Consider the following 23,977-nt stretch of genomic DNA (forward strand, 5'->3'; position numbering starts at 1 on the left):
GCCGACGATTGCCCGCAGCTTCAACCGAGCCACACTGCCCCACCGACACAGATTCGGCCGGCCTGCACGTCCAGATTTAAAACATACGTTTAAAACAAGCATAACTTCGTCTATCTGGACAGCATCGGCCACATCGCGCAGACTTCCGGCCTTTCCGCTCTCCGGGATGTCATGGCCCACCTGCTGCTGTTGCACGGCCCCAACCTCAACCTGCTCGGCACCCGCGAGCCGGATGTCTACGGGCGCACCACGCTGGCGCAGATCGATGCGGCCCTGGTGGACCGTGCGCAGGCCGCCGGGCATACGCTGGCCTGCCTGCAGTCCAATGCCGAGCACGTGCTGGTGGAGCGCATCCACGCCGCGCGCGAGGACGGCACCGTCTACATCCTGATCAACCCGGCCGCCTTCACCCATACCTCGGTGGCGCTGCGCGATGCGCTGCTGGGTGTGGGCCTGCCGTTCGTGGAAATCCACCTGTCCAACCCGCATGCGCGCGAGCCGTTCCGCCACCACAGCTATCTCAGCGACAAGGCCGATGGCGTGATCTGCGGCTTTGGCGCCGACAGCTACCGGCTGGCGCTGGAAGCGGTGATCGCGCGGCTGGAACGCGACGCATGACATCCCGCTCACCCACGCCGGCGCCTGCGCCGACGGCCTGACCCCATTCCGCCGGCAGCCGCCGGCAACCTCCACCGATTCACCTCATGAGGCCCGTATGGATCTCCGCAAAATCAAGAAACTGATCGACCTGCTCGAAGAATCCAATCTCGCCGAAATCGAGATCAAGGAAGGCGAAGAAAGCGTGCGCCTGGCGCGCGTGCCCAAGGGCACCACCGTGATGAGCGCGCCGGTGCAGCAGTACGCACCCGCCCCGCCCGCGCAGGCCCCGGCCGCGGCCAGCATGCCGATGCAGTCGCCCACCGAGGCCTCCACCGGCGGCGCCAAGCAGGCTGCCGCCCTGCCGGAAGGCCACGTGCTGCGCGCGCCGATGGTCGGCACCTTCTACACCTCGCCCTCGCCGGACAAGCCGGCCTTCGTCAGCGTCGGCCAGCAGGTCAAGGCCGGCGAGACGCTGGCGATCATCGAGGCGATGAAGATGTTCAACCCGATCGAAGCCGACGTCTCCGGCACCATCGTGGCCATCCTCAGCGAAACCGGCCAGCCAGTGGAATTCGATCAGCCGTTGTTCGTGATTGGCTGAGCGGCGGGAATCGGGAGTGGAGAATCGGGAATCGGCAAAGCGGCCTCATGAACGCCTGGAGGCCTGGCGCGATTCCATGCAGCTTGTGGAAACGATCTATCGGTTCACCGAGGTCTTTCCCGAGCAGGAACGCTACGGCCTGACGGCGCAACTGCGCCGTGCGGCCATCAGCGTCCCGTCGAATATCGCCGAAGGTGCGGCGCGACGCTCAACTCCCGATTACGCGCGGTTTCTCTCGATTGCGCGCGGCTCGCTCTCCGAACTGGATACACAGGTCCAGATCGCCGTACGACTGGGCTATAGCAACACCGAAGACGAAGTCATCGTCAGCCAGCAGGTCGACCAGGTCTTTGCCAAGCTCACCGCATTGATGAATGCCTTACGCAAACGTGGAGCCGCACCATGATGCCCGCTTCTACCCATTCCCCATTCTCGACTCCCTATTCCCATGCTCGATAAAGTCGTCATCGCCAACCGAGGTGAAATCGCGCTGCGCATCCTGCGCGCGTGCCACACGCTCGGCATCCGCACGGTCGCGGTGCATTCCACGGTCGACCGCAACCTCAAGCACGTGGCCATGGCCGACGAGTCGGTGTGTATCGGCCCGGCTGCCTCCAGCGACAGTTATCTCAACATCCCGGCGTTGATCGCCGCGGCCGAGGTGACCGATGCGCAGGCCATCCATCCCGGCTACGGCTTTTTGTCGGAAAACGCCGACTTTGCCGAGCGCGTGGAAGAATCCGGCTTCATCTTCATCGGCCCCAAGGCCGACACCATCCGCCTGATGGGCGACAAGGTCGAGGCGATCCGCGCGATGAAGGCCGCCGGCGTGCCGTGCGTGCCCGGTTCGGGCGGCCCGCTGGGCGAGGACATCGTCGCCAACACCAAGGTGGCGCGCGAAATCGGCTACCCGGTGATCATCAAGGCCGCCGGCGGCGGCGGCGGGCGCGGCATGCGTGTGGTGCATTCGGAGGCCGCGTTGAAGGCCGCCATCGAAACCACAAAATCCGAAGCCAAGGCCGCCTTCAGCAACGATCAGGTCTACATGGAGAAGTTCCTGGAAAATCCGCGCCACGTGGAAATCCAGGTGCTGGCCGACGGCCAGGGCGGTGCGATCCATCTGGGCGAACGCGATTGCTCGATGCAGCGCCGCCACCAGAAGGTGGTGGAAGAAGCGCCGGCCCCGGGCATCACCGAAGAGCTGCGCAACGAGATCGGCAAGGTCTGCGTGGATGCCTGCATCCGCATCGGCTATCGCGGCGCGGGCACCTTCGAGTTTTTGTTCGAAGACGGGCGTTTCTACTTCATCGAAATGAACACGCGTATCCAGGTGGAGCATCCGGTCACCGAGCGCATCACCGGCATCGATCTGGTCTGCGAGCAGTTGCGCATTGCCGCCGGCCGCAAGCTGACCATCAAGCAGAGCGACATCGTGCTGCGCGGGCATGCGATCGAGTGCCGCATCAACGCCGAGGACCCGGAAACCTTCATGCCCAACCCGGGCCTGATCACCGCGTTCCATCCGCCCGGCGGCCCGGGCGTGCGTGTGGACACGCACATCTACGCCGGCTACAAGGTGCCGCCGAACTACGACTCGATGATCGGCAAGCTGATCGTGCATGGCCCCGACCGCGAGACCGCGATCGCGCGCATGCGCGTGGCGCTGAGCGAGATGGTGGTGGACGGCATCAAGACCAATATCCCGCTGCAGCAACGCATCATGCGCGACAAGGGCTTCCAGGCCGGCGGGCAGAACATCCACTATCTGGAAAAGCGCCTGGCCGAGCGCAAGAACAAGTCGATCGCGCTGGTCTGATCGCACTGGCCAGTGCACCGCGCAACAGGCCCGGGAAACCGGGCTTGTTGCGTTGTTTCCCGGTGCATCGCGCCGGCAGTGCTTCACGCAGGCCAGGCACGCGGCCCGACGACACCCCGCACCGGCAACACTATGCGGCCAGCCGACCCATGCGTAGGAGCGCACACGGGCGCAACGAGGTTCCACCGATAAAGCGCGGTCGCGCCCGGGTGCGCTCCTACCGTATCCGGGGTGCTGCCGGATCCGCTGCGCAGATCTTCAGTCGTCCGCGCGGATGCGCATCGCGCCCGCATCGGGACGCGATGCGCTGCATCGTTCAGCGCCGCGGCGCAGGCTGCTGGCTGCCCGGCACCGGCACGATGCCGCTGGAGGAGGCCGGGTCGACCACGGTCATGGTTTCGGTGGACCCATCCGGCCACACCACCTGGAAGGTGGAGCCGGCCGGCAATGTCGAAAACGGCATCGCGCTGCTGGCGCGGTAGACCGCAGCCACCTGGCTGGCACCGTGCCGTCGCTGCTGTTCGTCGGCGGCGACCGTGGTCGACTTGACCGACAGCGGCTGGTAGCGGTGATCGGCGGTGTCGATCATCACGATGCCCACGGCCGCGGCCGAATACGCCACAAACAAGGCGACCCAGAACCAGAACTTGGCGCCATGCGCCAGGCGACGGTAATTCATGACTGCGCTCCCGGCTCGGAGACCAAGCTATCGACCATCTCATCCACTCTGTCTGCTCCCTGCCGCGGCACCGCGGCATCGAATACGAACGACACGAAACCCTGTGCGCTGTCGCGCGAACAGATGCCCGCGTTGGCGCAATAACTGGTGACCAGGGTGCTGTCCGCGCTGCAATCCAGCCCGAGCCGGCACGCAGCCACCTGCCAGGCCAGCTCGGCGAACTGATCGCCGGCCACATATCCGTCGAGGCTGTCATCGCCACTGGCGCGCGCGCCCATTGCCGGCGCCAGCGCCAGATAGGCCTCCGGATCGCGTGAGGCCAGCACGCGCTGCACCAGCGCGCGCTTGTAGGTCGGTGAACGCTGCAGCGGTTCGCCCAGCGCCAGCAATGCCGCCTCGGCAGCCAGATTGCCTGCACGCGCGGCCGCGTGACGCTGCTGCGCCACCAGCCGCGGACTCAGGCCGTCGCTGGGCGCAAAGCCGGCGCAGCGTTGCGCCACGCGGGTGCGCGCCGCATGCATCGCCGCCACGCCGGGTGTGGGTTGCGCGGCGATCCAGGCGCTGTCGGCGGCGTAGCCGGCCGGGCTGGACGCATATGGCGCGCAGTAATCGTAGACGCGGCTCAGGCGCCACCCCGCCTGTGCATCGCCGGCGCGCACCTGCCGCTGCAATTGCAGCGCATAGCGGTACAGGTCCGGCTGCGCGTCCACCGCATCGCGGTACGGCAGCTGCAGGGCAGCGCTGCGTTCGGCAGGCGAGTGCGCCACCGCTGTAAGCGCGCCTGCGCGGGCACTGCCGGTAGCCGCTGAAAGCGCTGCGGTGGGCGCGGCGCTCGGTTGCGCGCGCACATGCCACCAGGCCGCCGCCGCGAGCGCGACGGGAGCCAGCAACAGCCAGAGATGGCGGGCACGAGCAAGCGGCATGGAAGGCGACGACCCTGCTGCGGAAAGTCCGGCAGCGACGGCGCGGAGTCTAGCACCCGCATCCGCACGCGCTGGCGCGCAAGCGGACGCTGCCGATGCGAACCAGGCAGGTGCAACGTATGAGGACGGTGCGCTGCACGCGTGGTGCGAATGGCGCGCAGCGGCAGGTCGGTTGCCGGCGCGTGCGCGTGATGCGCCGGCAGCGGCCGGCGCCACGGCGCTGCATCCACCGATCTGACGACGGCATCGGCCGTTGTCGCGCGCTCGACACGTCCGCTCGCCGAAACACCGTCGCGCAGGAGTCCGCCTGTACGGATGGTCTACGATGCACGCTTTCGAATTGCCCGACTGCCACGATGCCGTTTCTTGAACTGACCCTGCCCTGCTCCGACGCCACCCAGCCCCGTTACCAGAATGCGCTGGACGATATCGGCGCGCTGGCGGTAACGCTGCTCGATGCCAATGCCGATACCAGCAACGAGCGCGCCATTCTCGAGCCTGGCGTCGGCGAAACACCGCTGTGGAACACGATGGTGCTGAACGCGCTGTTCGACGGCGACAGCGATGCGCTGGTGCTGCTCGCCGCGCTGGAAGCCTTCGATCCCGGGCTGGACTGGAGTCAGGTCGCGTTCCGCACGGTCGATGACAGCGATTGGGAACGTGCCTGGATGGATCAGTTCAAGCCGATGCAGTTCGGCGCGCGCACCTTCATCGTGCCGTGGAATCACGCGCTGCCCGAGGCCGCGCAGGCGCCCGACGCCGCAGTGATCCGTCTGGATCCGGGCCTGGCGTTCGGCTCGGGCACGCACCAGACCACCGCGCTGTGCCTGCGCTGGCTGGACAGCCTGGCCGGCAGCGGCGAGCTGCAGGGCCGCAGCGTGCTCGATTTCGGCTGCGGCTCGGGTATTCTCGCCGTCGCCGCGCTGAAGCTCGGTGCCGCCAGCGCGGTGGGTGTGGACAATGACCCGCAGGCGCTGCTGGCCACTGCCGACAATGCCGAGCGCAACGCCTTGCAGGCCCAGCTGGCGGTGTACCTGCCCCAGGACGAACCGGTGCAGACCTATCCGGTGGTGGTCGCCAACATCCTGGCGTCGGCGCTGGATGCGCTGGCCGACATCCTGTCCGCCCGTGTGGCACCGGGCGGGCGGATTGCGCTGTCGGGCATCCTGCACGGTCAGGAAGAAGAGCTGCTGCACCGCTACGCGCCCTGGTTCGAGCAACTGCGCTGCGAACGCGACGAGGACTGGATGCGCATCGACGGCGTGCGCCGTCACTGATGCCGCGCTGTGTCAGCGGGGTGGCCGGCCGGCGCGGATCTGCGCGGTGGTCACCGCATCGGCCACACTGATGGCGCGCAGGCGGGTCACCGCCTGCCAGCCGGCGCGCCGCAGTGCCGCGCTGCGCCACGGCCCGGCCTGCCGGGCCAGCTGCACGCGCAGGCCCAGCTCGGCCAGCAGCAAGGCTGCCCAGGCCGGCAGCGACCACGTCCGCGGGCCCAGGCTGGCCAGGCCGCCGGCCAGCGCCAGCAAACCCACACTGAGCGCCAGTAGCCGCCAGTGCCGCTGGCGCAACGCCCACCACCGCGGCGCCAGCCCGGCTGACCATTGCGTGCCGTCGGCCACCGCGGTCCACGCGTCCTGGCGTTGCCAGACCTGGTAACACGGCGCGCCCCGAAAGCGGGTGATCGCCGGATCCAGCGGCGAATGTGCCGGCCATGCGGCGGGCGGTGGCGCGGCGGGCGGCGTTGCCGGCATGGTGGAACGGGCGGATTTAGGAGCGGCTGGCTCGACCATGGATGTCCTCCTTGAGTTCGCTGTGATCCCGTCATCATTGACGCCCGGACAGTATCGCAAACATATCGGCATATGAAAGGTATACGAACTATCCCTGATTGCTGCTAGGGCTATATCTCCCGGCCCGTTCCCCACTCACGGTGCCGTGTGAGCAAGTTGTATGAGCGAGTCCGTGAGGCTCGCGCGCTGACCAAGCTGACCCAGGAAGCCCTGGCCGGCGAGCTGGGTGTGACCCGCAGCGCAGTGGCGCAGTGGGAGATGGCCGAAGGCACCGCGCCCTCGGTGGAAAACCTGATCGGCCTGGCCAAGCGCAGCGGCATGGCGTTCGAATATCTGGCCACCGGCCGCGGCGAGCGGACCTTCGGCCCGCCGGTGTCGGCGATCGCCGAAGAACCCGCGCAGTACCGCCGTCTGGACGACCAGCAACGGGTGCTGCTGACCCGCTTCGATACGCTGGCGCCGCGCCAGCGCAGCGGCCTGCTCGATCTGCTGCTGGCCGAAGGCAAGACGCGGCGCAGGCGTTGATTCGGGATTCGGGATTCGGGATTCGGGATTCGGGATTCGGGATTCGGGAATCGGGAATCGGGAATCGGGAATCGGGAATCGGGGGCAGGCTGCTTGGGGCGTCATTCGTGAGGCAAGCTCGGCGCCGGCAGCGCGACGGTTGGCCAACCAATGGGAATGCGTGCGCGCAGTCGATAGCAGCGGCATCTGCGCTTGCGGCTGCGTGCCGCACGCATGACGCGCCCGGGTTCGCCCATCGGCGTGCGCGTGGTTGAATAGGGTTCTTCCCGCTGCACGCCTGCCGATGTCCCAGACTCCGCCACCGCGCCGCCCCCTGGCCACGTTCCTGCGTGCGACGCCGGCTGCCCCCTCGCTGATACCGACCCCGGTGGTACCTGCTGCCGAAGCGCCGGCGCACGCGCCACCGGTGCCGGCCAGCGACCTGGTGCCGGCGCCGTTGGCGGAGCCAGTGGCCGCCCCGGCGGCGCCGCTGGTCCGGCCACCGGCTGTGCCACCTGCGACCACGCCGCGCAGCGACGCTGCGCCGGCGGACATCACCCTGCCACGCGGCGATTCCGGCCAGACCGCGGCAGACGCCGGGATGGATCGGCTGGCATGGACCACATCGGCCACTCGCCTGCTGCCCGGCGATCCTGCGGACGGCCAAGCGGCCGGCCCCGGCGATACCCGCGCCGCGCTCGCCGGCACTCCCACCGCACAGCCGACCGATGCAGATCCCAATGGCGCAGCTGACGGCGGCATGACAAGCGCAGACCGGGAGCGTGAGCACGGCGCCGCATCCAATCTCGCGGTCACGCCCGCGTCCGGTACCGATCCGGACAGGGACGCCGCGGCAAGCGGCGGCGGCGCGGGCGCTGCCGGCGCAGCGGCGCATGCCCAGTTCCAGCCGCTTCCCGCCCAGGCCGCGCCTGCGTTCGCACGCCGCCCACTGGCCCGGCCACGGCTGCGCGCCAGTGGGCGTCAGTGGGCATTGCTGGTCGGGCTGGTCGGCCTGCTGGCGTTGCAGATCGTCATCGCCGACCGCGCGCAGCTGGCCGCCGACGCGCGTTGGCGCCCGCTGGTGAGCGCGGCCTGCGCGGTGGCGCGCTGCACGCTGCCGGCCTGGCGCGAGCCGGCCGCGCTGACCCTGCTCAACCGCGATGTGCGCCCGCTTCCCGGAGTGCCGGGGGTGCTGCAGATCCAGGCCAGTTTCCGCAACGAGGCGCGCTGGGCGCAGGCCTGGCCGTGGCTGCAGCTGTCGCTGTCCGACGCCGACGGGCGGGTGATCGGCACCCGCGTGCTGGCGCCGCAGGAGTATCTGGGCCAGCCGCCGGCGCCGCAAGACACGCTCGCGCCAGGCCAGGCGGTGCAGGTGGCATTTGTCGTGCGCGAACCGGCCGCGAGCACGGCAGCCTTCAGTTTCGACTTCCGCTGAGCAGACGCGACCTGCACCGATGGCCACACGGGCGTGGCGAGCGGTGAGGTCACGCGCTAGACTCACTCCCCCTCGCCGGCCACGCGTCCCGGCTTCGTGACACTGGGAACCTCCTTTGAACGCAGCCCCCTCTCGTCCTGACACCAGTCGTGGCGCACCGAAGTCGCCGCTGCGCGAACACGTGGCCCAGTCCGTCCGCCGCTATCTGCGCGACCTGGACGGCAGCGACGCCGACGATGTTTACGAAATCGTGCTGCGCGAGATGGAGATTCCCTTGTTCGTGGAAGTGCTCAACCACTGCGAGGGCAACCAGAGCCGTGCGGCGGCAATGCTGGGCATTCACCGCGCCACGCTGCGCAAGAAGCTGAAAGAGTACGGGCTGACGTGAGCCGGGATCGGGAATCGGGAATCGGGATTGCGGAATCGTAAGCGCGTTGCCGCGTCGGTGAGCGGCACTGCGCGCCTGGTGAACGTTGAGGTGCTGGGGTCTTACGCCCAGCCGTAGCGGATCAGATGGAAGAACACCGGGGCGGCGAAGCACACCGAGTCCAGCCGATCGAGCACGCCGCCGTGTCCTTCGATCATGTGACCCCAGTCCTTGATGCCGCGATCGCGCTTGATCGCCGACATCACCAGGCCACCGAAAAACCCCATCAGGTTGGCCACCAGCGCCAGACCGAAGGCATGCCACGGCGCGAACGGGGTAATCCACCATAGCGCCATGCCGAGCAGGCTGGCCGACAGCACGCCGCCGATGAAACCCTCCACGGTCTTGGACGGCGACAGCCTGGGTGCGATCAGATGGCGGCCGGCCAGCTTGCCCCACACGTACTGCAGCACGTCCGAGGACTGCACCACGATCACCAGGAACGCGATCAACAGCAGATTGCGCCCGGCATAGCCGGGAATGTCCAGATTGAGCAGCGCCGGCACGTGCGAGATGCAGAACACGCAGATCATCAGCCCCCACTGCACCTTCGCGGTGCGCTCCAGATAGCGCGTGGTGTCGCCGCCGATGGTGGCCAGGATCGGCAAAACCAAAAACGCGTAGACCGGAATCAGCAAGGTGTACATGCCGTACCAGCCAGTCCACACCAGCCCGTATTGCCACGGCAGCACGATGTAGAACGCGGCCAACAGCGCATAGTAATCGCCGCGCCGCGTCGGCGTCAGGGTGATGAATTCGCGCAGGGCGAACAGCGACACCAGCGCGAACAGACCGATCACCCCGGCGCGCCCGAACACGAAGGCAATGCCGACCACCGCCGCCATCACCCACCACGCGCGGATGCGTGCGACCAGGTTGTCCAACACCGCGCTGGGCTGCGCACGTGCGCGCCAGCGCAAGGTCTCCGAGATCAGCGTCGCCATGACCAGCACCAGCGCGATACCGCTGAATAACCATATGGTCTGCTCATGCATCGACGACCACTGCAGCTGCCCGCTATAGACCATCAGGCTCATGCACGTGCCTCCAGCTGATCCGGCGACAACGCCAGCAGCGCCTCACGCGCACGGGCCAGAAACGCGTGCCTGTCTTCGTCAGCCGCCAGCCGCAGCGGCACGCCGAAGGTGGTGGTGCACAACAGCGGCAGCGGCAGCCATTTGCCCTTGGGCATCACGCGCTTGAGGTTGTCGATCCACACCGGCACGAACTCCAGTTCCGGGCGCTGCCGTGCCAGGTGATACAGCCCGCTCTTGAACGGCAGCACGCCTTCGTCGGGATTGCGCGTGCCTTCGGGAAACAGGATCAACGAATCGCCTGCATCCACCGCATCGCACAGACAGGCGATCGGGTCGCGCGTGCGCTGCGCCGGGTCGCGCTCGATCAACACGCCGTTGAACACCGCATGGATCAGATAGCGACGCAGGCCATCGCGCTGCCAGTAATCGGCCGCCGCCACCGGGCGCACCTGGTGCCGCAGGCTGGCCGGCAACGACGACCAGATCAGCACGAAATCGCCGTGGCTTGCGTGGTTGCCGTAATACACGCGGCGTTCGTTGGAGGGCGCGCAGCCGCGCCACAGCGCACGCGCACCGGTCAGCGTACGGATGGCGCCACTGCAGGCACGCGCGATCAAACGGGCAATCATGTCCACTCCACTATGCGCACGCGCGTGCGCAACCGTAATCCCACCGTCAACAGCGCACCGGCGATCAACACCGCCGTGCGCCGACCAGCCTCCACGTCGCGCGCTGCGCGTGGCCCATCCATTGCACCGGCATGGCCAGCGCAGTGCCCAGCGACAGCCAGCGCATGCGCTGCCCGCGTGCCATCGGCCCCTGGCGCGGCTCGGGCGCACCGCGGGCAGCCCGAGCATGCGGACATCGGCCCTCGCCACTCGATACAGCTCCGCCCACGGCGCAGCGGATGCGTCGTGGGCGTGCCATCGTGCGTGTCGGTGCAGGCAAGAACGCAGCATTGCCGGGACTCGCCCACCAGCTGCTGCGCCTGCGACACCTGGCCGCGGGACTGCCTGGCGACGCGCTGCACGACCGCCGGCAACGCGCTGTCATTGCGACCGAAACGGCAAGCCTGCAATCGCTGCCACAGCGCCGGCTGCGCTGGCGTGGCCTGCATCGGCTCGCCCTGGCCGGCGCGATGCGTGTGCGTCATCGCAGTACCCGCAGGGCCAGCGCCGCGCCCAGCGCCAGTGCCTGCACCGCCAGGCACAGCACCTGCCGACGCAGCAGGCGGCGCATGCCGGCCCAGCGCGACGACCAGTCGCGTACCGGTGGCAACCGCGCCAGCAGGCCAACGGCGTACAGCGCCGCATCGAGCTGTTGCGCAGCGTCCTCCTCGCTGCCGCCACGGCGCTCGAGATGTGCGATCACGCTTTCCAGCAGGTCCACGTCCAGCCCCACACGCAACGCCCAATAGCGTTGGATCAAGCCGGTCACGATGCTGAGCGCATAGCTCAACTGGATCAGCGGCGGTGCCTGCGCAACCCCCAGCAATACGATGGCCGCGGCCAGCAGCAACAGTGAACACCGGTCCAGCGGCGCGCCTTGGCGCAGCACCGCGCGCATGGTCGCCAGCCGCATGAGGGCGTTGTTCATCGCGGCCTCCAGTCGGCCACGTCGTCGCCGGTGCATGCCGCCCGGATGGCCGCGCGATGGGCTTGCCCAAGCACGATCGACGCGCGCACGGCGCGCAGCTGCGCAATGGCCGCGTCCACGTCATGCGCGCGTCCGCTGCGGATCAGCCAGGTGGCGACCCCGGCGGCGCTGCGCGAGTAGCCCAGCGCGCAACACACCAGCACCGGGCCCTGAGCGCGTGCGGTCGCGATGGCGCGTGCGGCTGCGCACAGGCTGGCAGGCGTCGGTGCCACCAGATCCAGCATCGGAATCACCGTGTCGTGCGTGCGCGCCGCGTGCAGCGACAGCTCGGCGCTGAGGTCCACCACCACGGCAAATGCCGTGCGCTGCGCAGGCAGCGGAATACGCCCCAGCCATACGTCGTCGCAGACCATGCGCGGCAGCGGGTCGCGACGCGTCCACAGCCGCGAGTTGCACCATGCGGCCAGCAGGTACGGGGCGAACAACCAGCGCGCGGCCAGACTCAGGCGCCCGTCGCTGCGTTTCTGAAATCCGGCCGGGCCCAGCGCTGCATAGTTGAGCGCGACCAGGCTCAGCGACAGGCTTAGCCACAGCGCCCACAACCCGGCGCCGCCCATCCCTACCGCCAGCGCCGCGCTGACGAGGGCGCCCGCCAGATACGCCACTGCCAAGCGCCAGCGGCGCGCATCGCGCGTCAGTCGCGCCTGCGCGAACGGTGCGACGATGCGCTCCGGCCACAGCCATACGCACAACCAGCCCGCGGCCAAACCAGTGGGGATATCCAGGAAATGATGCTGGTAGGTGGTCAGCACCGAAACACCGATCAAGGCGAACCAGCCATGCAGCGGCACGCGCCACATGCGGCCAAGATGCCGGGCATAGCGCACCCACAACACCACCAGCAACACGATGTGCAGCGACGGCGCCTGATTGAACGGCTTGTCGAAGCCCAGCAGCACCGCAAACAGCCAGCCGAAGATGCCCTCGGTCTGCGGCCGCACGAAGCTGTAGCGCAATGGCCACAGCAAGAAACAGGCAACGCAGATCAGCTGCGCGCTCAGCAGACGCAGCGCATGCGTATCCAGTTCGCATCGGGTACGGCAGACGAAGAACGATGCCGCATAGAACAGGTCGATCGACCAATACGGCACGATGGTCCACGGCACGAACGGCAGGCCGTACTCCCAGCCGAACACCACCGACGGCAGCTGTGGCGCGCGCCCGGCCAGGGTGTTGGCCAGCCCGTAACTGAGGAAGAACAACGGCCCCAGCAACGCCAGCCACAGCGCGGCACGGCCGAGCGGACGCGCGGCCTCGCTCATGCGCCGATCCGCTGCGCCATCGACACGGTGAAGATGCCGAAGGCATCGATGCGCTGCTCGACCTTGCGAAAGCCCGCCGCCTCTACCAATGCGTCCATCTCCTGCTGACTGCGCCGGCGCATCACCCAGGCCACGCCATCGCGGTGGCTGGTCAACGCACGCGCAATGAATTCCAGCTGCGGATGCCAGGGCTGCCCGGTGTAGAGCAGATAGCCGCCCGGCTGCACTGCGGCAGCAAGGCCGGCCAGCGAACGCGCCACCTGGTCGTTGTCGGCAAACAGCTCGTACAGGCCCGACACCACCGCCAGGGTGGGTGCCGGCCGTACCGCCGCCAGCGCCGCAGGATCGAACGCATCGCCCTGCTCGAAGCGCGCGATATCGCCTGCGCCCAGGCGGTGGATCAACGCGGCGCCCTGGGTCACGTTGAGCGGGCTGAAGTCGCGCAGCACGATCGTCTCGGCGCGCTGCGCGCCGCTGCCTAGCGCCTCGAGCACGTAACGGCCATGCCCGGCGGCCACATCCAGCACGCGTACGGGCATGCCGGCGTCGCGCAGCCGCGCCGCCGCATCGCGCAGCAGCTCGCCCAGATGGATGCCGCGGATACGGATGCCACGCCAGCCGATCGCGTTGAGATAGTTGCGGTCGATCATGCGCCCCAGCGGCCCGCGGCCACGCGCCTGATTGCGATAGATGTAGTCGAGCGTGCTGCCGGAATCGAAGCCGGTCTGCAGACCCAGCGCGATGCCGTCGGACAGCTTGCCGCCCAGCCGCAGCCCGGCGCGCACGCCGCGCCAGCGCAGGTTCTGCACGCTGTTGCGTTGCGGCGGCCAGGCCAGCCGCTCGGCTTCCTCGAAGCTGGGCCCGGCGCGATGCGCATCGCGCAGGTCGGTGCGCACCGGCGCTTGTGCAAAGCGTTCTTCGATGAACTGGCGGATGGACGCAATGGCGATGGCGCGGTCACGCTCGCCCAGGGTGTCGTGGAAAAACCCCGGCAACCAGTGCCGCTGCTTGACCGGCGAGCGCAGGTTCTCGTAGAACCGATCCTGCGGGCCGCGATGCACCACGAAATCCGAGCCGGACACCAACAACTGGGTCGGCACCGTGATCGCCTGCGCATCGGCCACCACGCGCGCGGCGGCCGCATACAGCCCCAGCAACACGCGCACCGAGATCGGCCGGGTGATCAGCGGATCGCTGCGATAGCTTTCCACCCGCTGCGCATCATGGGTGAGCCATTGCGGCTTGACGTAGCTGTTGACGAAGAAATTGCCGCGCAGCGCTTGCATCAACGCCAGTCCGGCGCGCGCGAACGGCACATACAGCTTCACCTTGAACGCCGGCGAGGCCAGCACCAGCGCGCGCAGCGGCGGGGCGTAATCGTGCACCCAGGTGGCGGCCACCACCGCGCCCACGCTCTGCGCGATCACCACGATGTCCTGCACCGCGATGCCGTGGCTGGTGCCGATATGGGCGATGAAACGGTCCAGATCGCGCACCAGCGCCTCGAAACCGGGCGCATCGCCGCGCACCCCGGGCGAGCGCCCGTTGCCGCGCGCGTCCCAGGCAAACAACGCGGCGTCAGGCAGCTGCAGTTCTTCGGCCAGATGCATCACCCGGCCGGAATGCTCGTGCCCGCGATGCAGCAGCACCACCGCCCTGGGCGTGCCGCCAGCGGCATCGGCCACCGGCCAATGCCGGTAAAACAATGGCGTTCCATCGAAACTGGCGAACTCGCGCTCTACGACTGTGCGCATCGCATCATCCTGAAAGTAGAAGGGGGAAATTACTGCGTGGCCGCCTCGGCCAGACCGGCGCGCACGCGCCGCCACACCGTGGCAAGGCAGGCAAGACCCAGCGCAATGGCGGCCCAGGTGACACCGCGCGCGCCGAGCAGGCCCAGCGCCAGGCCGAGCCCGAGCACGCCGATGACGAAGGCGCGGTCGCTCTTGCCCATCGGCCCGTCGTAACGGCGGCTGGCACCGACCATCAGGCCGAGCACGCCGGCGTACTCGGTCAAGGCGGCGAAGGAGGCAAAACTCCACAGCGCGGTGGCATCGACGCCGGGCACGCCGAGCAGGCTCACGTACAGCGCCGCATCGGCCACCACATCGCACAGTTCGTTGAGGTAGGCGCCCAGCCGCGATTGCTGGCCGAACTCGCGCGCCAGCATGCCGTCGACCGCGTTGAGCGCCATGCGCAGCAGCATCCAGGCCGGCAGCAGCAGATACAGCAGCGGCCAGCTTGCGCCACCGCGGTAGACCACCGCGGCGACCACCAACGACACCGCAGCGGCCGTGAGCGTCACCTGGTTGGCGGTGACGCCGCCACGATACGCCACGCCCACCATCGGCCGCAGCAGCGCCTGGAAGCGTCCTTTCAGAGCATAGATCGAAGCCATTGCGGGGTGTTGAGTCCATTCGAGCGCTGGCGCAGCCTACAATATCGGCTGCCCCGCAACGACCTCCCCCCACCGATGGCCTCCGATTTCCTGCCCGTGCGCCGGGCCCTGCTCTCCGTTTCCGACAAGACCGGCCTGATCGATCTGGCCCGCGCGCTGGCAGCGCGCAACGTCGCGCTGCTGTCCACCGGCGGCACCGCCAAGGCGATCCGCGAGGCGGGCCTGGCGGTCACCGACGTTGCCGAGCTGACCGGTTTCCCGGAGATGATGGACGGCCGCGTCAAGACCCTGCACCCGCTGGTGCACGGCGGCCTGCTCGGCCGCGCCGGCATCGATGAGGCGGTGATGGCCGAACACGGCATCGTCCCGATCGACCTGCTGGTGCTGAACCTGTATCCGTTCGAGTCGGTGACCGCCAGGGCCGACTGCACGCTGGCCGATGCGGTGGAAAACATCGACATCGGCGGCCCGGCGATGCTGCGCTCGGCGGCCAAGAACTTCGCCCGTGTGGCGGTGGCCACCGACCCGGCGCAGTACGCCGAGCTGCTGGCCGAACTCGATGCCAACGACGGCCAGCTCTCGGCGGCCAGGCGCTTTGCGCTGTCGGTGGCCGCGTTCAACCGCGTGGCGCAGTACGACGCGGCGATCAGCAACTATCTGTCGGCGGTGGCCGACAGCACCGAAAACGTGCCCACGCGCAGCCCGTTCCCGGCGCAGATCAATTCCAACTTCGTCAAGGTGATGGACCTGCGCTACGGCGAGAACCCGCACCAGGCCGGCGCGTTCTACCGCGACCTGTATCCGGTGCCGGGCACGCTGGCCACCTTCCAGCAGTTGCAGGGCAAGGAACTGAGCTACAACAACCTGGCCGATGCCGATGCGGCGTGGGAATGCGTGCGCCAGTTCGACGCGCCGGCCTGCGTGATCGTCAAGCACGCCAACCCCTGCGGCGTGGCGGTGGGCGCGGCCTGCGGCGATGCCTACGAGCTGGCCTATGCGACCGACCCGACCAGCGCCTTCGGCGGCATCCTGGCCTTCAACACGACCCTCGATGCAGCCACTGCCAAAGCCATCCTGGATCGCCAGTTCGTCGAGGTGCTGATCGCCCCGGACTACGCGCCGGGCGCGCTCGACTATGCGACCAAGAAAGCCAACGTGCGCGTGCTCAAGATCCCGCACGGCAACGGCCTCAACAACTACGACACCAAGCGGATCGGCTCGGGCCTGCTGATGCAGTCGTCCGACAACCGCGGCATGTCGCTGGGCGAGCTGAGCGTGGTCACCCAGCGCGCGCCCAGCGAGGCCGAGCTGGGCGATCTGCTGTTCGCCTGGCGCGTGGCCAAGTACGTCAAATCCAACGCGATTGTCTACGCCAAGGACCACCGCACCATCGGTGTGGGCGCCGGGCAGATGAGCCGCGTGGTCAGCGCCAAGATCGCCGCGCTCAAGGCCGAAGAGGCAAAGCTCACCGTGGCCGGCTCGGTGATGGCGTCGGATGCGTTCTTCCCGTTCCGCGACGGCATCGATGCCGCCGCTGCGGCCGGCATCAAGGCGGTGATCCAGCCCGGCGGCTCGATGCGCGATGGCGAAGTGATCGCCGCTGCCGACGAACACGGCATCGCGATGGTGTTCACCGGCGTGCGGCATTTCCGGCACTGACGTGCCGGGAATGGGGATTGGGGAATAGGGAATCGCAAGAGCGGCTCCCTAGATGCCATTCCACATCGTACGGCCTGCACGAGCAAAGACTTTTCTATTCCCCATTCCCTATTCCCCATTCCCCAATCTCGGCACTCACATGAAAATCCTCGTCATCGGCTCCGGCGGCCGTGAACATGCCCTGGCCTGGAAGATCGCGCAGTCCGCGCGCGTGAGCGAGGTGCTGGTGGCACCCGGCAATGCCGGCACCGCGACCGAAACCAAGTGCCGCAATGTGGCGATCAAGGTCGACGACCTGGACGGCCTGCTCGCGCTGGCGCAGCGCGAAGCCGTGGCGCTGACCGTGGTCGGCCCGGAAGTGCCGCTGGTGCTGGGCGTGGTCGACCGTTTCCATGCGCTGGGCCTGCGCATCTTCGGGCCCACCGCCAAGGCCGCGCAGCTGGAAGGCAGCAAGGCCTTCGCCAAGGATTTTCTGGCGCGTCATGGCATCCCCACCGCGTATTACGCGGTGCATACCGAGGTGGACGCAGCGCTGGCCTACGTGCGCAGCAAGTCTGTTGAAAGCGGGGGCGCGCCGATCGTGGTCAAGGCCGATGGCCTGGCCGCCGGCAAGGGCGTGATCGTGGCGATGACGCTGGGCGAGGCCGAAGACGCGGTGCGCGACATGCTCTCGGGCAATGCGTTCGGCGATGCCGGCGCGCGCGTGGTGATCGAGGAATTCCTCGATGGCGAAGAAGCCAGCTTCATCTCGATGGTCGACGGCACCCACGCCTTGCCGATGGCCACCAGCCAGGACCACAAGCGCGTCGGCGATGGCGACACCGGCCCCAATACCGGCGGCATGGGCGCGTACTCGCCGGCCCCGGTGGTCACGCCCGAGGTGCACGCGCGGGTGATGCGCGAGGTGGTCGAGCCGACCGTGCAAGGCATGATCGCCGACGGCGTGCCGTTCACCGGTTTCCTGTACGCCGGGTTGATGATCGATGCGCACGGTGCGCCCAAGGTGATCGAGTTCAACGTGCGCTTCGGCGACCCGGAAACCCAACCGGTGATGCTGCGCCTGCAGTCGGACCTGGTGGATCTGCTGGAAGCGGCCATCGACGGCAAGCTCGACACCGCGCAGGCGCAGTGGGATCCGCGTCCGTCGCTGGGCGTGGTCATCGCCGCCAAACCGTATCCCGAATCCCCGATCACCGGCGAGGTCATCAGCGGCCTGGACGCGGTGCCTGCCACCGCCAAGGTCTTCCATGCCGGCACCGCATTGAATGCAAATGGCGAGGTCGTCAGCGCCGGTGGCCGCGTGCTGTGCGTTGCCGCGCTGGGCGACAGCGTGCTGGAGGCGCAGCGCAACGCCTATGCCGGCCTTCAGCCAATCCACTGGGCCAGCGCGTTCCAGCGCAGCGATATCGGCTGGCGCGCGATCGCCCGCGAGCAGGACGCACAGGCCTGAGCGGCTTGCTCCGGCAGCTGGCACCGCGCGGCTACTGACAAAGAACTAGCCGCCCTCCACCCGGATGGCGCGTGCCTGCGGCAATAATGCCCGGGCACCTTGCCTTGCAGAGACTGTGGCCACTTCCTCCTTCGAAACCCGCCTTAGCCGCCTGTGGGCCCATGAAAAGGCCAGCTATGGCCTGCGCGTGTTCATCGCGCTGGCGGTGGCGATGGGGGTGTGCTGGCATTGGCAGCAACTCACTGCGGTACCGGCACTGTTCCTGGGCGCGATCGCCAGCGCCATCGCCGAGACCGACGACAACTGGCTGGGCCGCATCAAGTCGGTGCTGCTGTCGCTGCTGTGTTTCGCCGCTGCTGCGGCGTCGGTGGTGCTGCTGTTCCCGTATCCGCTGGCATTCGTGACCGGCATGGCGGCGGCGACCTTCTCGCTGACCCTGCTCGGCGCGCTGGGCGAGCGTTACGCCTCGATCGCGCAGGCCACTGTGGCCTTGTCGATCTACGCCATGATCGGCATGGACCAGCACGGCAGCCACGATCCGTCGATCGCCTGGCACGGCGCGGCACTGCTGCTGATCGGCGCCACCTGGTACGGCGTGCTGTCGATCCTGTGGACCCTGCTGTTCGCCAATCGCCCGGTGCGCGAGCGGCTGTCGCGGCTGTTCTTCGAGCTGGGCCGTTATCTCAAGCTCAAGGCCGATCTGTTCGAACCGGTGCGGCAGAGCGACCTGCATGCGCGCCGGCTGGCGTTGGCCGAGCAGAACGCCAGGGTGGTTGGCGCGCTCAACGCCGCCAAGACCGCGATCATGAGCCGCTTCGGCCGGTCGGGGCGGCCGGGCGTGCAATCGGGCCTGTATTTCCGCCTGTACTACATGGCGCAGGAATTCCACGAGCGCGCCAGTTCCTCGCACTATCCCTACGAAGCGCTGACCGAGGCGTTCTTCCACAGCGACGTGCTGTACCGCTGCCAGCGCCTGCTCGCGCTGCAAGGCAAGGCCTGCGCCGCGTTGGGCGAGGCGATCCGCCTGCGCCATCCGTTCGATTACGGCGACAACAGCCGCCTGGCCACCGAAGACCTGCGGCAATCGCTGGACTACCTGCACGCGCGTGCCGATCCCGCACTGGCGCGCCTGCTCGGTGCGCTGGAATTGCTGGTGACCAACCTGCAGAGCATCGAACGCAAGCTGTCGGAAGCGGCGCAATCGGACTCCACCAGCGACAACCTCGACACCCGCCTGCGCGACTCGGCGCCGCACACCTTGCGCGAAATGGCCGCGCGTCTGATGCAGCAACTCACGCCCGGCTCGGTGCTGTTCCGCCACGGCCTGCGCATGGCCATCGCACTGGTGGTCGGCTACGCCATCATGCAGTCCATCCATGCCGACAACGGCTACTGGATCCTGCTCACCACCGCCTTCGTGTGCCGGCCCAATTACGGCGCCACCCGCCTGCGGCTGGTGCAGCGCATCGCCGGCACCCTGATCGGCCTGGTCGCCACCTGGGCGCTGATGCAGCTGTTCCCCGGCACCGAGGTGCAGCTGCTGTTGGCGCTGGCCGCCGCGCTGATCTTCTTCATCGCCCGCACCGATCGCTACATGCTGGCCACCGCCGGCATCACCGTGATGGCGCTGTTCTGCTTCAACCTGCTCGGCGATGGCTTCGTGCTGATCTGGCCGCGCCTGATCGACACGCTGATCGGTTGCGCGATCGCCGCGGCGGCCTCGTTCCTGATCCTGCCGGATTGGCAGGGCCGCCGCCTCAACCAGGTGATGGCCACGGTGCTGGCCAGCTGCGCGCGCTATCTGGCCCAGGTGCTGGAGCAATACGCCAGCGGCATGCGCGACGACCTGCCCTACCGCATCGCACGCCGCGACATGCACAACGCCGATGCCGCCTTGTCGGTGGCGTTGTCCAACATGCTGCGCGAACCGGGCCGCTATCGGCGCAACCTGGATGCGGGCTTCCGCTTCCTGGCGCTGTCCAACACCCTGCTCGGCTATCTGTCTGCGCTCGGCGCGCACCGCGCCGCACTCGATGGCGAACACGACCCCGCCATCGCGCAGGCCGGCGACTATCTTCAACACGCGCTGGGCGAAATCGCCACCGCCTTGCGCGAACGCCAGCCGCTGCCGGCGCACGACGAAAGCGAAGAAATCGCCACCGCCGAAGCGCTGGAGCAACACGCCGTGCAGTTGCCGCCCAAGCAGCGCCTGGTACGCGACCAGCTGGCACTGACCCTGCGGCTGCTGCCCAAACTGCGTGCCGCTGCCCTGGCGGTCACCACCGCGCCGGCAGAGGGCGCAGCGCGCCTGGCAACCAGCAAGGCCTAGTGCGTCGGCGGCGGCGGCGGTGCGCGTATGCGCCGCGCAGTCACTGCCGCATCCACATCAGCGACGAAGCCGAACCCTCCGATGCGCGCGCAGGTCCCACCTGCATCCGATCGCCATGGCGTCGTTCCGGCAGCCGCGCCTACTTCCAGTGCTTGCGCGCCACGCTCAGCCCCACCCAGCCCAGCGCCGCCACCGCCAGCACCGCCCCACCGATCACCACGCCGTTCCAGCCGGCCTGCGCATAGGCCGCCGTGCCCAGCGTGGACCCCACCGCACCGCCGATGAAGTAGCAGGTGATGTAGGCCGAGGTGATGCGATTGCGTGCATTCGGGTTGCGCTGGTAGATCACGCTCTGGTTGGCGATATGCACCCCTTGCACCGCGATATCCAGCAGCAGCACGCCGACGATCAGCAGCGCGATCGACTGCGGCGCAAACGCCAGCAAGCCCCACGACAGCAGCAGCATCCCCAGCCCGCCCCAGCTGACGCGGTCGCCATGGCCGTGATCGGACCAGTGACCGGAGCGGTTGGCCGCCAGCGCGCCGGCCGCACCGATCAGGCCGAACAGCCCGATCACCGCCGTGCCATAGCCATACGCAGGCCCGGACAACAGGAACGCCAGCGTGGTCCAGAACATGCTGAAGCCGGCAAAGATCAGCCCGCCCAGCACCGCGCGCGCGCGCAGCACCGCATCGTCGCGCAGCAGCGTCAGCACCGAGCCCACCAGCTGCGGATACGCCAGCTGCGCATTACCCGGGTGCCGCGGCAGCCCGCGCCACAGCAGCCAGGCGGTGACCACCAACAGGCCGGAGGCGATCCAGTACACCGTATGCCAGCCGCCAACGCCGGCCAGCACCCCGGCCGCGGTGCGCGCCAGCAGGATGCCCAGCAACAGGCCGCTCATCACCGTGCCGATCACCCGCCCGCGCTCGTGCGGGGCGGCCAGGGTCGCGGCAAACGGCACCAGGATCTGCGCCGCCACCGAGCTGGCACCGGTGAGGATCGTGCCGGCCAGCAACATGCCGAAGCTGTGCGAGGCGGCGCTCACCAGCAGGCCCAGCGCACTGAGCACGAACAGGCCGACGATCAGCCCGCGCCGCTCCAGCCGGTCGCCCAGCGGCACCAGCAACAGCAGCCCCGCCGCGTAGGCCAGCTGCGCGGCGGTCACCACCGCCCCGGCACTGCGCACCTGGATCCCGAACGCCTGCGCCAGCGTCTCCAGCAAGGGCTGCGCGTAGTAGTTGCTCGCCACCGCCAGCCCGGTGGCGGCGGCCATCAACACGACCAGCCGTCGGGGCAGGGGCGGATAGGGAGCGGTTTGCACACTCATGGCAGGAGCCTGTTGAAAGAAGGGGCGCAGTGTGGGCGGTGACGCGGCATCTTCCAAGCGCGCCTGGCCCACGCACCAGGGCGCTGCGGAAGCCTGCTAGGCTGCGCGCGTTCGCAAAGGAAACTGCATGTCCGGTCACAGTCAGTTCGCCCTGCTCAGGCAGCGCCGCTTCTTGCCGTTCTTCGCCGTGCAGGCGTTGGGCGCATTCAACGACAACGTCTATCGGCAGGCCATCATCGGCCTGCTGTTCTACCTGGGCATCGATGCGGCGCAGCGCACGCTGTACACCAATCTGGCGCCGGCACTGTTCATCCTGCCGTACTTCCTGTTCTCCGCGCTGGCCGGGCAGATCGCCGAGAAGCTGGAGAAGCAGAAACTCATCGTGATCACCACCACGATGGAGATCGCGATCATGTCGCTGGCGGCGGTGGGGTTTGTCACCGAGAACATGGCGATCCTGCTCATCGCGCTGTTCTGCACCGGCCTGCAGTCCACGCTGTTCGGGCCGGTGAAATATTCGATCCTGCCCTCGGTGCTGAAACCGGAGGAACTCACCGGCGGCAACGGCCTGGTCGAGATGGGCACCTCGATCTCGATCCTGTGCGGCATGATCTTCGGTGGGCTGATCTTCCAGATCGCCGGCAGCCATGGGCCGATCGCCGCGGCCACCGCGGTGATCGCGATTGCCGTCACCGGCAACCTGGTCGCGCGGCTGGTGCCCAGGGTCGATGCCGGCGCGCCCGAGCTGACGATCAACTGGAACCCCATCCCCGAATCGCGCGCCATCATGCGCCTGACCCGGCGTACGCCGGCAGTGCGCAACGCCGTGCTCGGGGTGTCGTGGTTCTGGTTCGTCGGCACCGTGCTGACCGCGCAGTTGCCCACCTACGCGCAGGTCAATCTCGGCGGCCAGCAGGATCTGTACGTGTTCGCGCTGGCGCTGTTTTCGATCGGCACCGGTGTGGGTTCGCTGCTGTGCGAGCGGCTGTCCGGGCGCACCGTGGAAATCGGCCTGGTGCCGCTGGGCGCGTTCGGCATCAGCGCATTTCTGCTGGACCTGTACTTCGCCCGCCCCGGTGCCGCGCCTGCCACCGCTCTGTCGATCGGCCAGTTCGTGCAGCAGGCCGGCAGCGTGCGATTGATCGTGGATCTGGTCGGCATCGGCCTGTTCACCGGTTTGTTCGTGGTGCCGTTGTTCGCCTTGATCCAGAGCCGCACGCCCAAGGCCGAACTCTCGCGCGTGATCGCCGGGCTCAACATCCAGAATTCGTTGTTCATCGTCACCGCCGCCATCATCGGCATCGCGCTGCAGTTGCCGCAGCTGGTGCTGTTCGGCGTGCGCATTCCGTTGCCGGGCCTGAGCATTCCGCAGGTATTCCTGGCCCTGGCGCTGGCCAATACGCTGGTGGCGCTGTGGATCTTCACCCTGGTGCCCGAGTTCCTGATGCGCTTTCTCAGCTGGGTGCTGGTGAGCGTGCTGTACCGGCTGCGCGCGCGCGACATCGACCGCCACGTGCCCGACGAGGGCGCCGCGCTGCTGGTCTGCAACCACGTCAGCTACATGGACGCGCTGATCCTGTCGGCGGTGATTCCGCGCCCGGTGCGCTTTGTCATGTACTACAAGATCTTCCGCATCCCGGTGATGCGCTGGATCTTCCGCACCGCCAAGGCGATCCCGATCGCCGGCGCGCGCGAAGACCCCGCGCTGATGCAGCAGGCCTTCGACCGCATCGATGCGGCGCTGGCCGACGGCGAGCTGGTGTGCATCTTCCCCGAGGGCGCATTGACCAGGGATGGCGAGATCGCGCCGTTCAAATCGGGCGTGGAGAAGATCCTGCAACGCCGCCAGGTACCGGTGATTCCGATGGCGCTGCGCGGCATGTGGTCGAGCATGTGGAGCCGCCGCGACACCCGCCTGGGCCGCATGCGCGTGCCGCGCCGGATGCGCGCGCAGATCGACGTGGCCGCAGCTGCGGCGGTGCCCGGCAACGCGGCGACCGCCGCGCTGCTCGAACAGCAAGTGCGGGCGCTGCGTCAGGATCACCCCTGAGCCCGGCGGGCGCAGGCTTTGCGTCCGT

Annotated in this window: 22 protein-coding genes and 1 pseudogene; 12 read left to right on the forward strand and 11 right to left on the reverse strand. The window is 68.2% G+C overall.

The features are described from left to right. Positions 1-171: 171 nt before the first annotated feature. The 4 genes from aroQ (at position 172) to accC (ending at position 3,017) form a co-directional block, all read left to right on the forward strand. Positions 172-618 (forward strand): type II 3-dehydroquinate dehydratase, encoded by a 447-nt coding sequence (gene aroQ / locus FHT08_RS11240; RefSeq protein WP_104538691.1) that lies wholly within the window; start codon positions 172-174, stop codon positions 616-618. A 97-nt stretch (positions 619-715) separates the two neighbouring features. Continuing rightward, the gene (gene accB / locus FHT08_RS11245) at positions 716-1,201 is read left to right on the forward strand and encodes an acetyl-CoA carboxylase biotin carboxyl carrier protein (protein ID WP_104538692.1); all 486 of its coding nucleotides are present in this window, start codon (positions 716-718) and stop codon (positions 1,199-1,201) included. Between the two features lie 76 nt (positions 1,202-1,277). Continuing rightward, complete coding sequence (locus FHT08_RS11250) at positions 1,278-1,607, forward strand: four helix bundle protein (RefSeq protein WP_208408968.1); 330 nt, start codon at positions 1,278-1,280, stop codon at positions 1,605-1,607. A 42-nt stretch (positions 1,608-1,649) separates the two neighbouring features. Next, entirely contained in the window at positions 1,650-3,017 is a 1,368-nt protein-coding gene (gene accC / locus FHT08_RS11255) for an acetyl-CoA carboxylase biotin carboxylase subunit (protein ID WP_104538693.1), read from the forward strand. Between the two features lie 316 nt (positions 3,018-3,333). Here accC and FHT08_RS11260 read toward each other — a convergent pair whose 3' ends face one another. After that, positions 3,334-3,696 (reverse strand): hypothetical protein, encoded by a 363-nt coding sequence (locus tag FHT08_RS11260; protein ID WP_047126172.1) that lies wholly within the window; start codon positions 3,694-3,696, stop codon positions 3,334-3,336. Beyond that, on the reverse strand, positions 3,693-4,619 hold the full coding sequence (locus tag FHT08_RS11265; protein WP_104606269.1) for a hypothetical protein: 927 nt from the start codon (positions 4,617-4,619) through the stop codon (positions 3,693-3,695). Before FHT08_RS11265 ends, FHT08_RS11260 begins: the two co-directional genes overlap by 4 nt. Positions 4,620-4,975: 356 nt before the next feature. On the opposite strand from FHT08_RS11265, the gene prmA reads away from it, so the two are divergent. Then, a complete protein-coding gene (prmA, locus tag FHT08_RS11270) occupies positions 4,976-5,896 on the forward strand; it encodes a 50S ribosomal protein L11 methyltransferase (RefSeq protein ID WP_104606271.1) in 921 nt (306 codons plus the stop codon). 12 nt (positions 5,897-5,908) lie between these two features. Here the strand turns inward: prmA and FHT08_RS11275 are convergent, their stop codons facing one another. Further along, positions 5,909-6,373: a hypothetical protein gene (locus FHT08_RS11275; protein ID WP_243849036.1), complete on the reverse strand. Its 465-nt coding sequence runs from the start codon at positions 6,371-6,373 to the stop codon at positions 5,909-5,911. Between the two features lie 186 nt (positions 6,374-6,559). On the opposite strand from FHT08_RS11275, the gene FHT08_RS11280 reads away from it, so the two are divergent. From FHT08_RS11280 to fis, 3 genes are all read left to right on the forward strand, one after another. After that, positions 6,560-6,937, forward strand: coding sequence for a helix-turn-helix transcriptional regulator (locus FHT08_RS11280; protein WP_104534518.1), 378 nt, complete (start codon positions 6,560-6,562; stop codon positions 6,935-6,937). A gap of 283 nt (positions 6,938-7,220) precedes the next feature. Then, positions 7,221-8,351: a DUF3426 domain-containing protein gene (locus tag FHT08_RS11285; protein ID WP_166775129.1), complete on the forward strand. Its 1,131-nt coding sequence runs from the start codon at positions 7,221-7,223 to the stop codon at positions 8,349-8,351. A 115-nt stretch (positions 8,352-8,466) separates the two neighbouring features. Then, positions 8,467-8,739, forward strand: coding sequence for a DNA-binding transcriptional regulator Fis (fis, locus tag FHT08_RS11290; RefSeq protein WP_002804983.1), 273 nt, complete (start codon positions 8,467-8,469; stop codon positions 8,737-8,739). Positions 8,740-8,840: 101 nt separating this feature from the next. On the opposite strand, the gene FHT08_RS11295 is transcribed toward fis, so the two are convergent. The 7 genes and pseudogenes from FHT08_RS11295 to FHT08_RS11320 form a co-directional block, all read right to left on the reverse strand. Beyond that, on the reverse strand, positions 8,841-9,815 hold the full coding sequence (locus tag FHT08_RS11295) for a phosphatidate cytidylyltransferase (RefSeq protein WP_166775130.1): 975 nt from the start codon (positions 9,813-9,815) through the stop codon (positions 8,841-8,843). Continuing rightward, positions 9,812-10,444 carry a lysophospholipid acyltransferase family protein gene (locus FHT08_RS11300; protein ID WP_104538698.1) on the reverse strand — a complete coding sequence of 211 codons (633 nt, stop codon included), beginning with the start codon at positions 10,442-10,444 and terminating at the stop codon, positions 9,812-9,814. The genes FHT08_RS11295 and FHT08_RS11300 overlap by 4 nt, the downstream gene beginning before the upstream one ends. Beyond that, a pseudogene (locus tag FHT08_RS20005) lies at positions 10,441-10,693 on the reverse strand (CDP-alcohol phosphatidyltransferase family protein); the annotation flags it as partial. The gene FHT08_RS11300 and the pseudogene FHT08_RS20005, both read right to left, overlap by 4 nt. A 271-nt stretch (positions 10,694-10,964) precedes the next feature. Beyond that, positions 10,965-11,411 (reverse strand): hypothetical protein, encoded by a 447-nt coding sequence (locus FHT08_RS11305; RefSeq protein ID WP_166775131.1) that lies wholly within the window; start codon positions 11,409-11,411, stop codon positions 10,965-10,967. Continuing rightward, complete coding sequence (locus tag FHT08_RS11310) at positions 11,408-12,733, reverse strand: phosphatase PAP2/dual specificity phosphatase family protein (protein WP_166775132.1); 1,326 nt, start codon at positions 12,731-12,733, stop codon at positions 11,408-11,410. The genes FHT08_RS11305 and FHT08_RS11310 overlap by 4 nt, the downstream gene beginning before the upstream one ends. Next, a complete protein-coding gene (locus FHT08_RS11315) occupies positions 12,730-14,487 on the reverse strand; it encodes a bifunctional alpha/beta hydrolase/class I SAM-dependent methyltransferase (RefSeq protein ID WP_166775133.1) in 1,758 nt (585 codons plus the stop codon). The genes FHT08_RS11310 and FHT08_RS11315 overlap by 4 nt, the downstream gene beginning before the upstream one ends. A gap of 29 nt (positions 14,488-14,516) precedes the next feature. Next, on the reverse strand, positions 14,517-15,131 hold the full coding sequence (locus FHT08_RS11320; protein ID WP_104538702.1) for a CDP-alcohol phosphatidyltransferase family protein: 615 nt from the start codon (positions 15,129-15,131) through the stop codon (positions 14,517-14,519). 75 nt (positions 15,132-15,206) lie between these two features. Here FHT08_RS11320 and purH point away from each other — a divergent pair, with 75 nt between their 5' ends. From purH to yccS, 3 genes are all read left to right on the forward strand, one after another. After that, the gene (gene purH / locus FHT08_RS11325; protein WP_166775134.1) at positions 15,207-16,790 is read left to right on the forward strand and encodes a bifunctional phosphoribosylaminoimidazolecarboxamide formyltransferase/IMP cyclohydrolase; all 1,584 of its coding nucleotides are present in this window, start codon (positions 15,207-15,209) and stop codon (positions 16,788-16,790) included. A gap of 139 nt (positions 16,791-16,929) precedes the next feature. Further along, positions 16,930-18,240: a phosphoribosylamine--glycine ligase gene (gene purD / locus FHT08_RS11330; protein WP_166775135.1), complete on the forward strand. Its 1,311-nt coding sequence runs from the start codon at positions 16,930-16,932 to the stop codon at positions 18,238-18,240. 115 nt (positions 18,241-18,355) lie between these two features. After that, the gene (gene yccS, locus FHT08_RS11335; protein WP_104538705.1) at positions 18,356-20,569 is read left to right on the forward strand and encodes a YccS family putative transporter; all 2,214 of its coding nucleotides are present in this window, start codon (positions 18,356-18,358) and stop codon (positions 20,567-20,569) included. A gap of 139 nt (positions 20,570-20,708) precedes the next feature. Here the strand turns inward: yccS and FHT08_RS11340 are convergent, their stop codons facing one another. After that, on the reverse strand, positions 20,709-21,899 hold the full coding sequence (locus FHT08_RS11340) for an MFS transporter (protein WP_104538706.1): 1,191 nt from the start codon (positions 21,897-21,899) through the stop codon (positions 20,709-20,711). 127 nt (positions 21,900-22,026) lie between these two features. Here FHT08_RS11340 and FHT08_RS11345 point away from each other — a divergent pair, with 127 nt between their 5' ends. Beyond that, positions 22,027-23,949 carry an MFS transporter gene (locus FHT08_RS11345; protein WP_166775136.1) on the forward strand — a complete coding sequence of 641 codons (1,923 nt, stop codon included), beginning with the start codon at positions 22,027-22,029 and terminating at the stop codon, positions 23,947-23,949. Positions 23,950-23,977 lie beyond the last annotated feature (28 nt).

Origin of the sequence: Xanthomonas sp. CFBP 8151 (assembly GCF_011761885.1) — a bacterium.
GTDB lineage: Bacteria > Pseudomonadota > Gammaproteobacteria > Xanthomonadales > Xanthomonadaceae > Xanthomonas > Xanthomonas arboricola_B.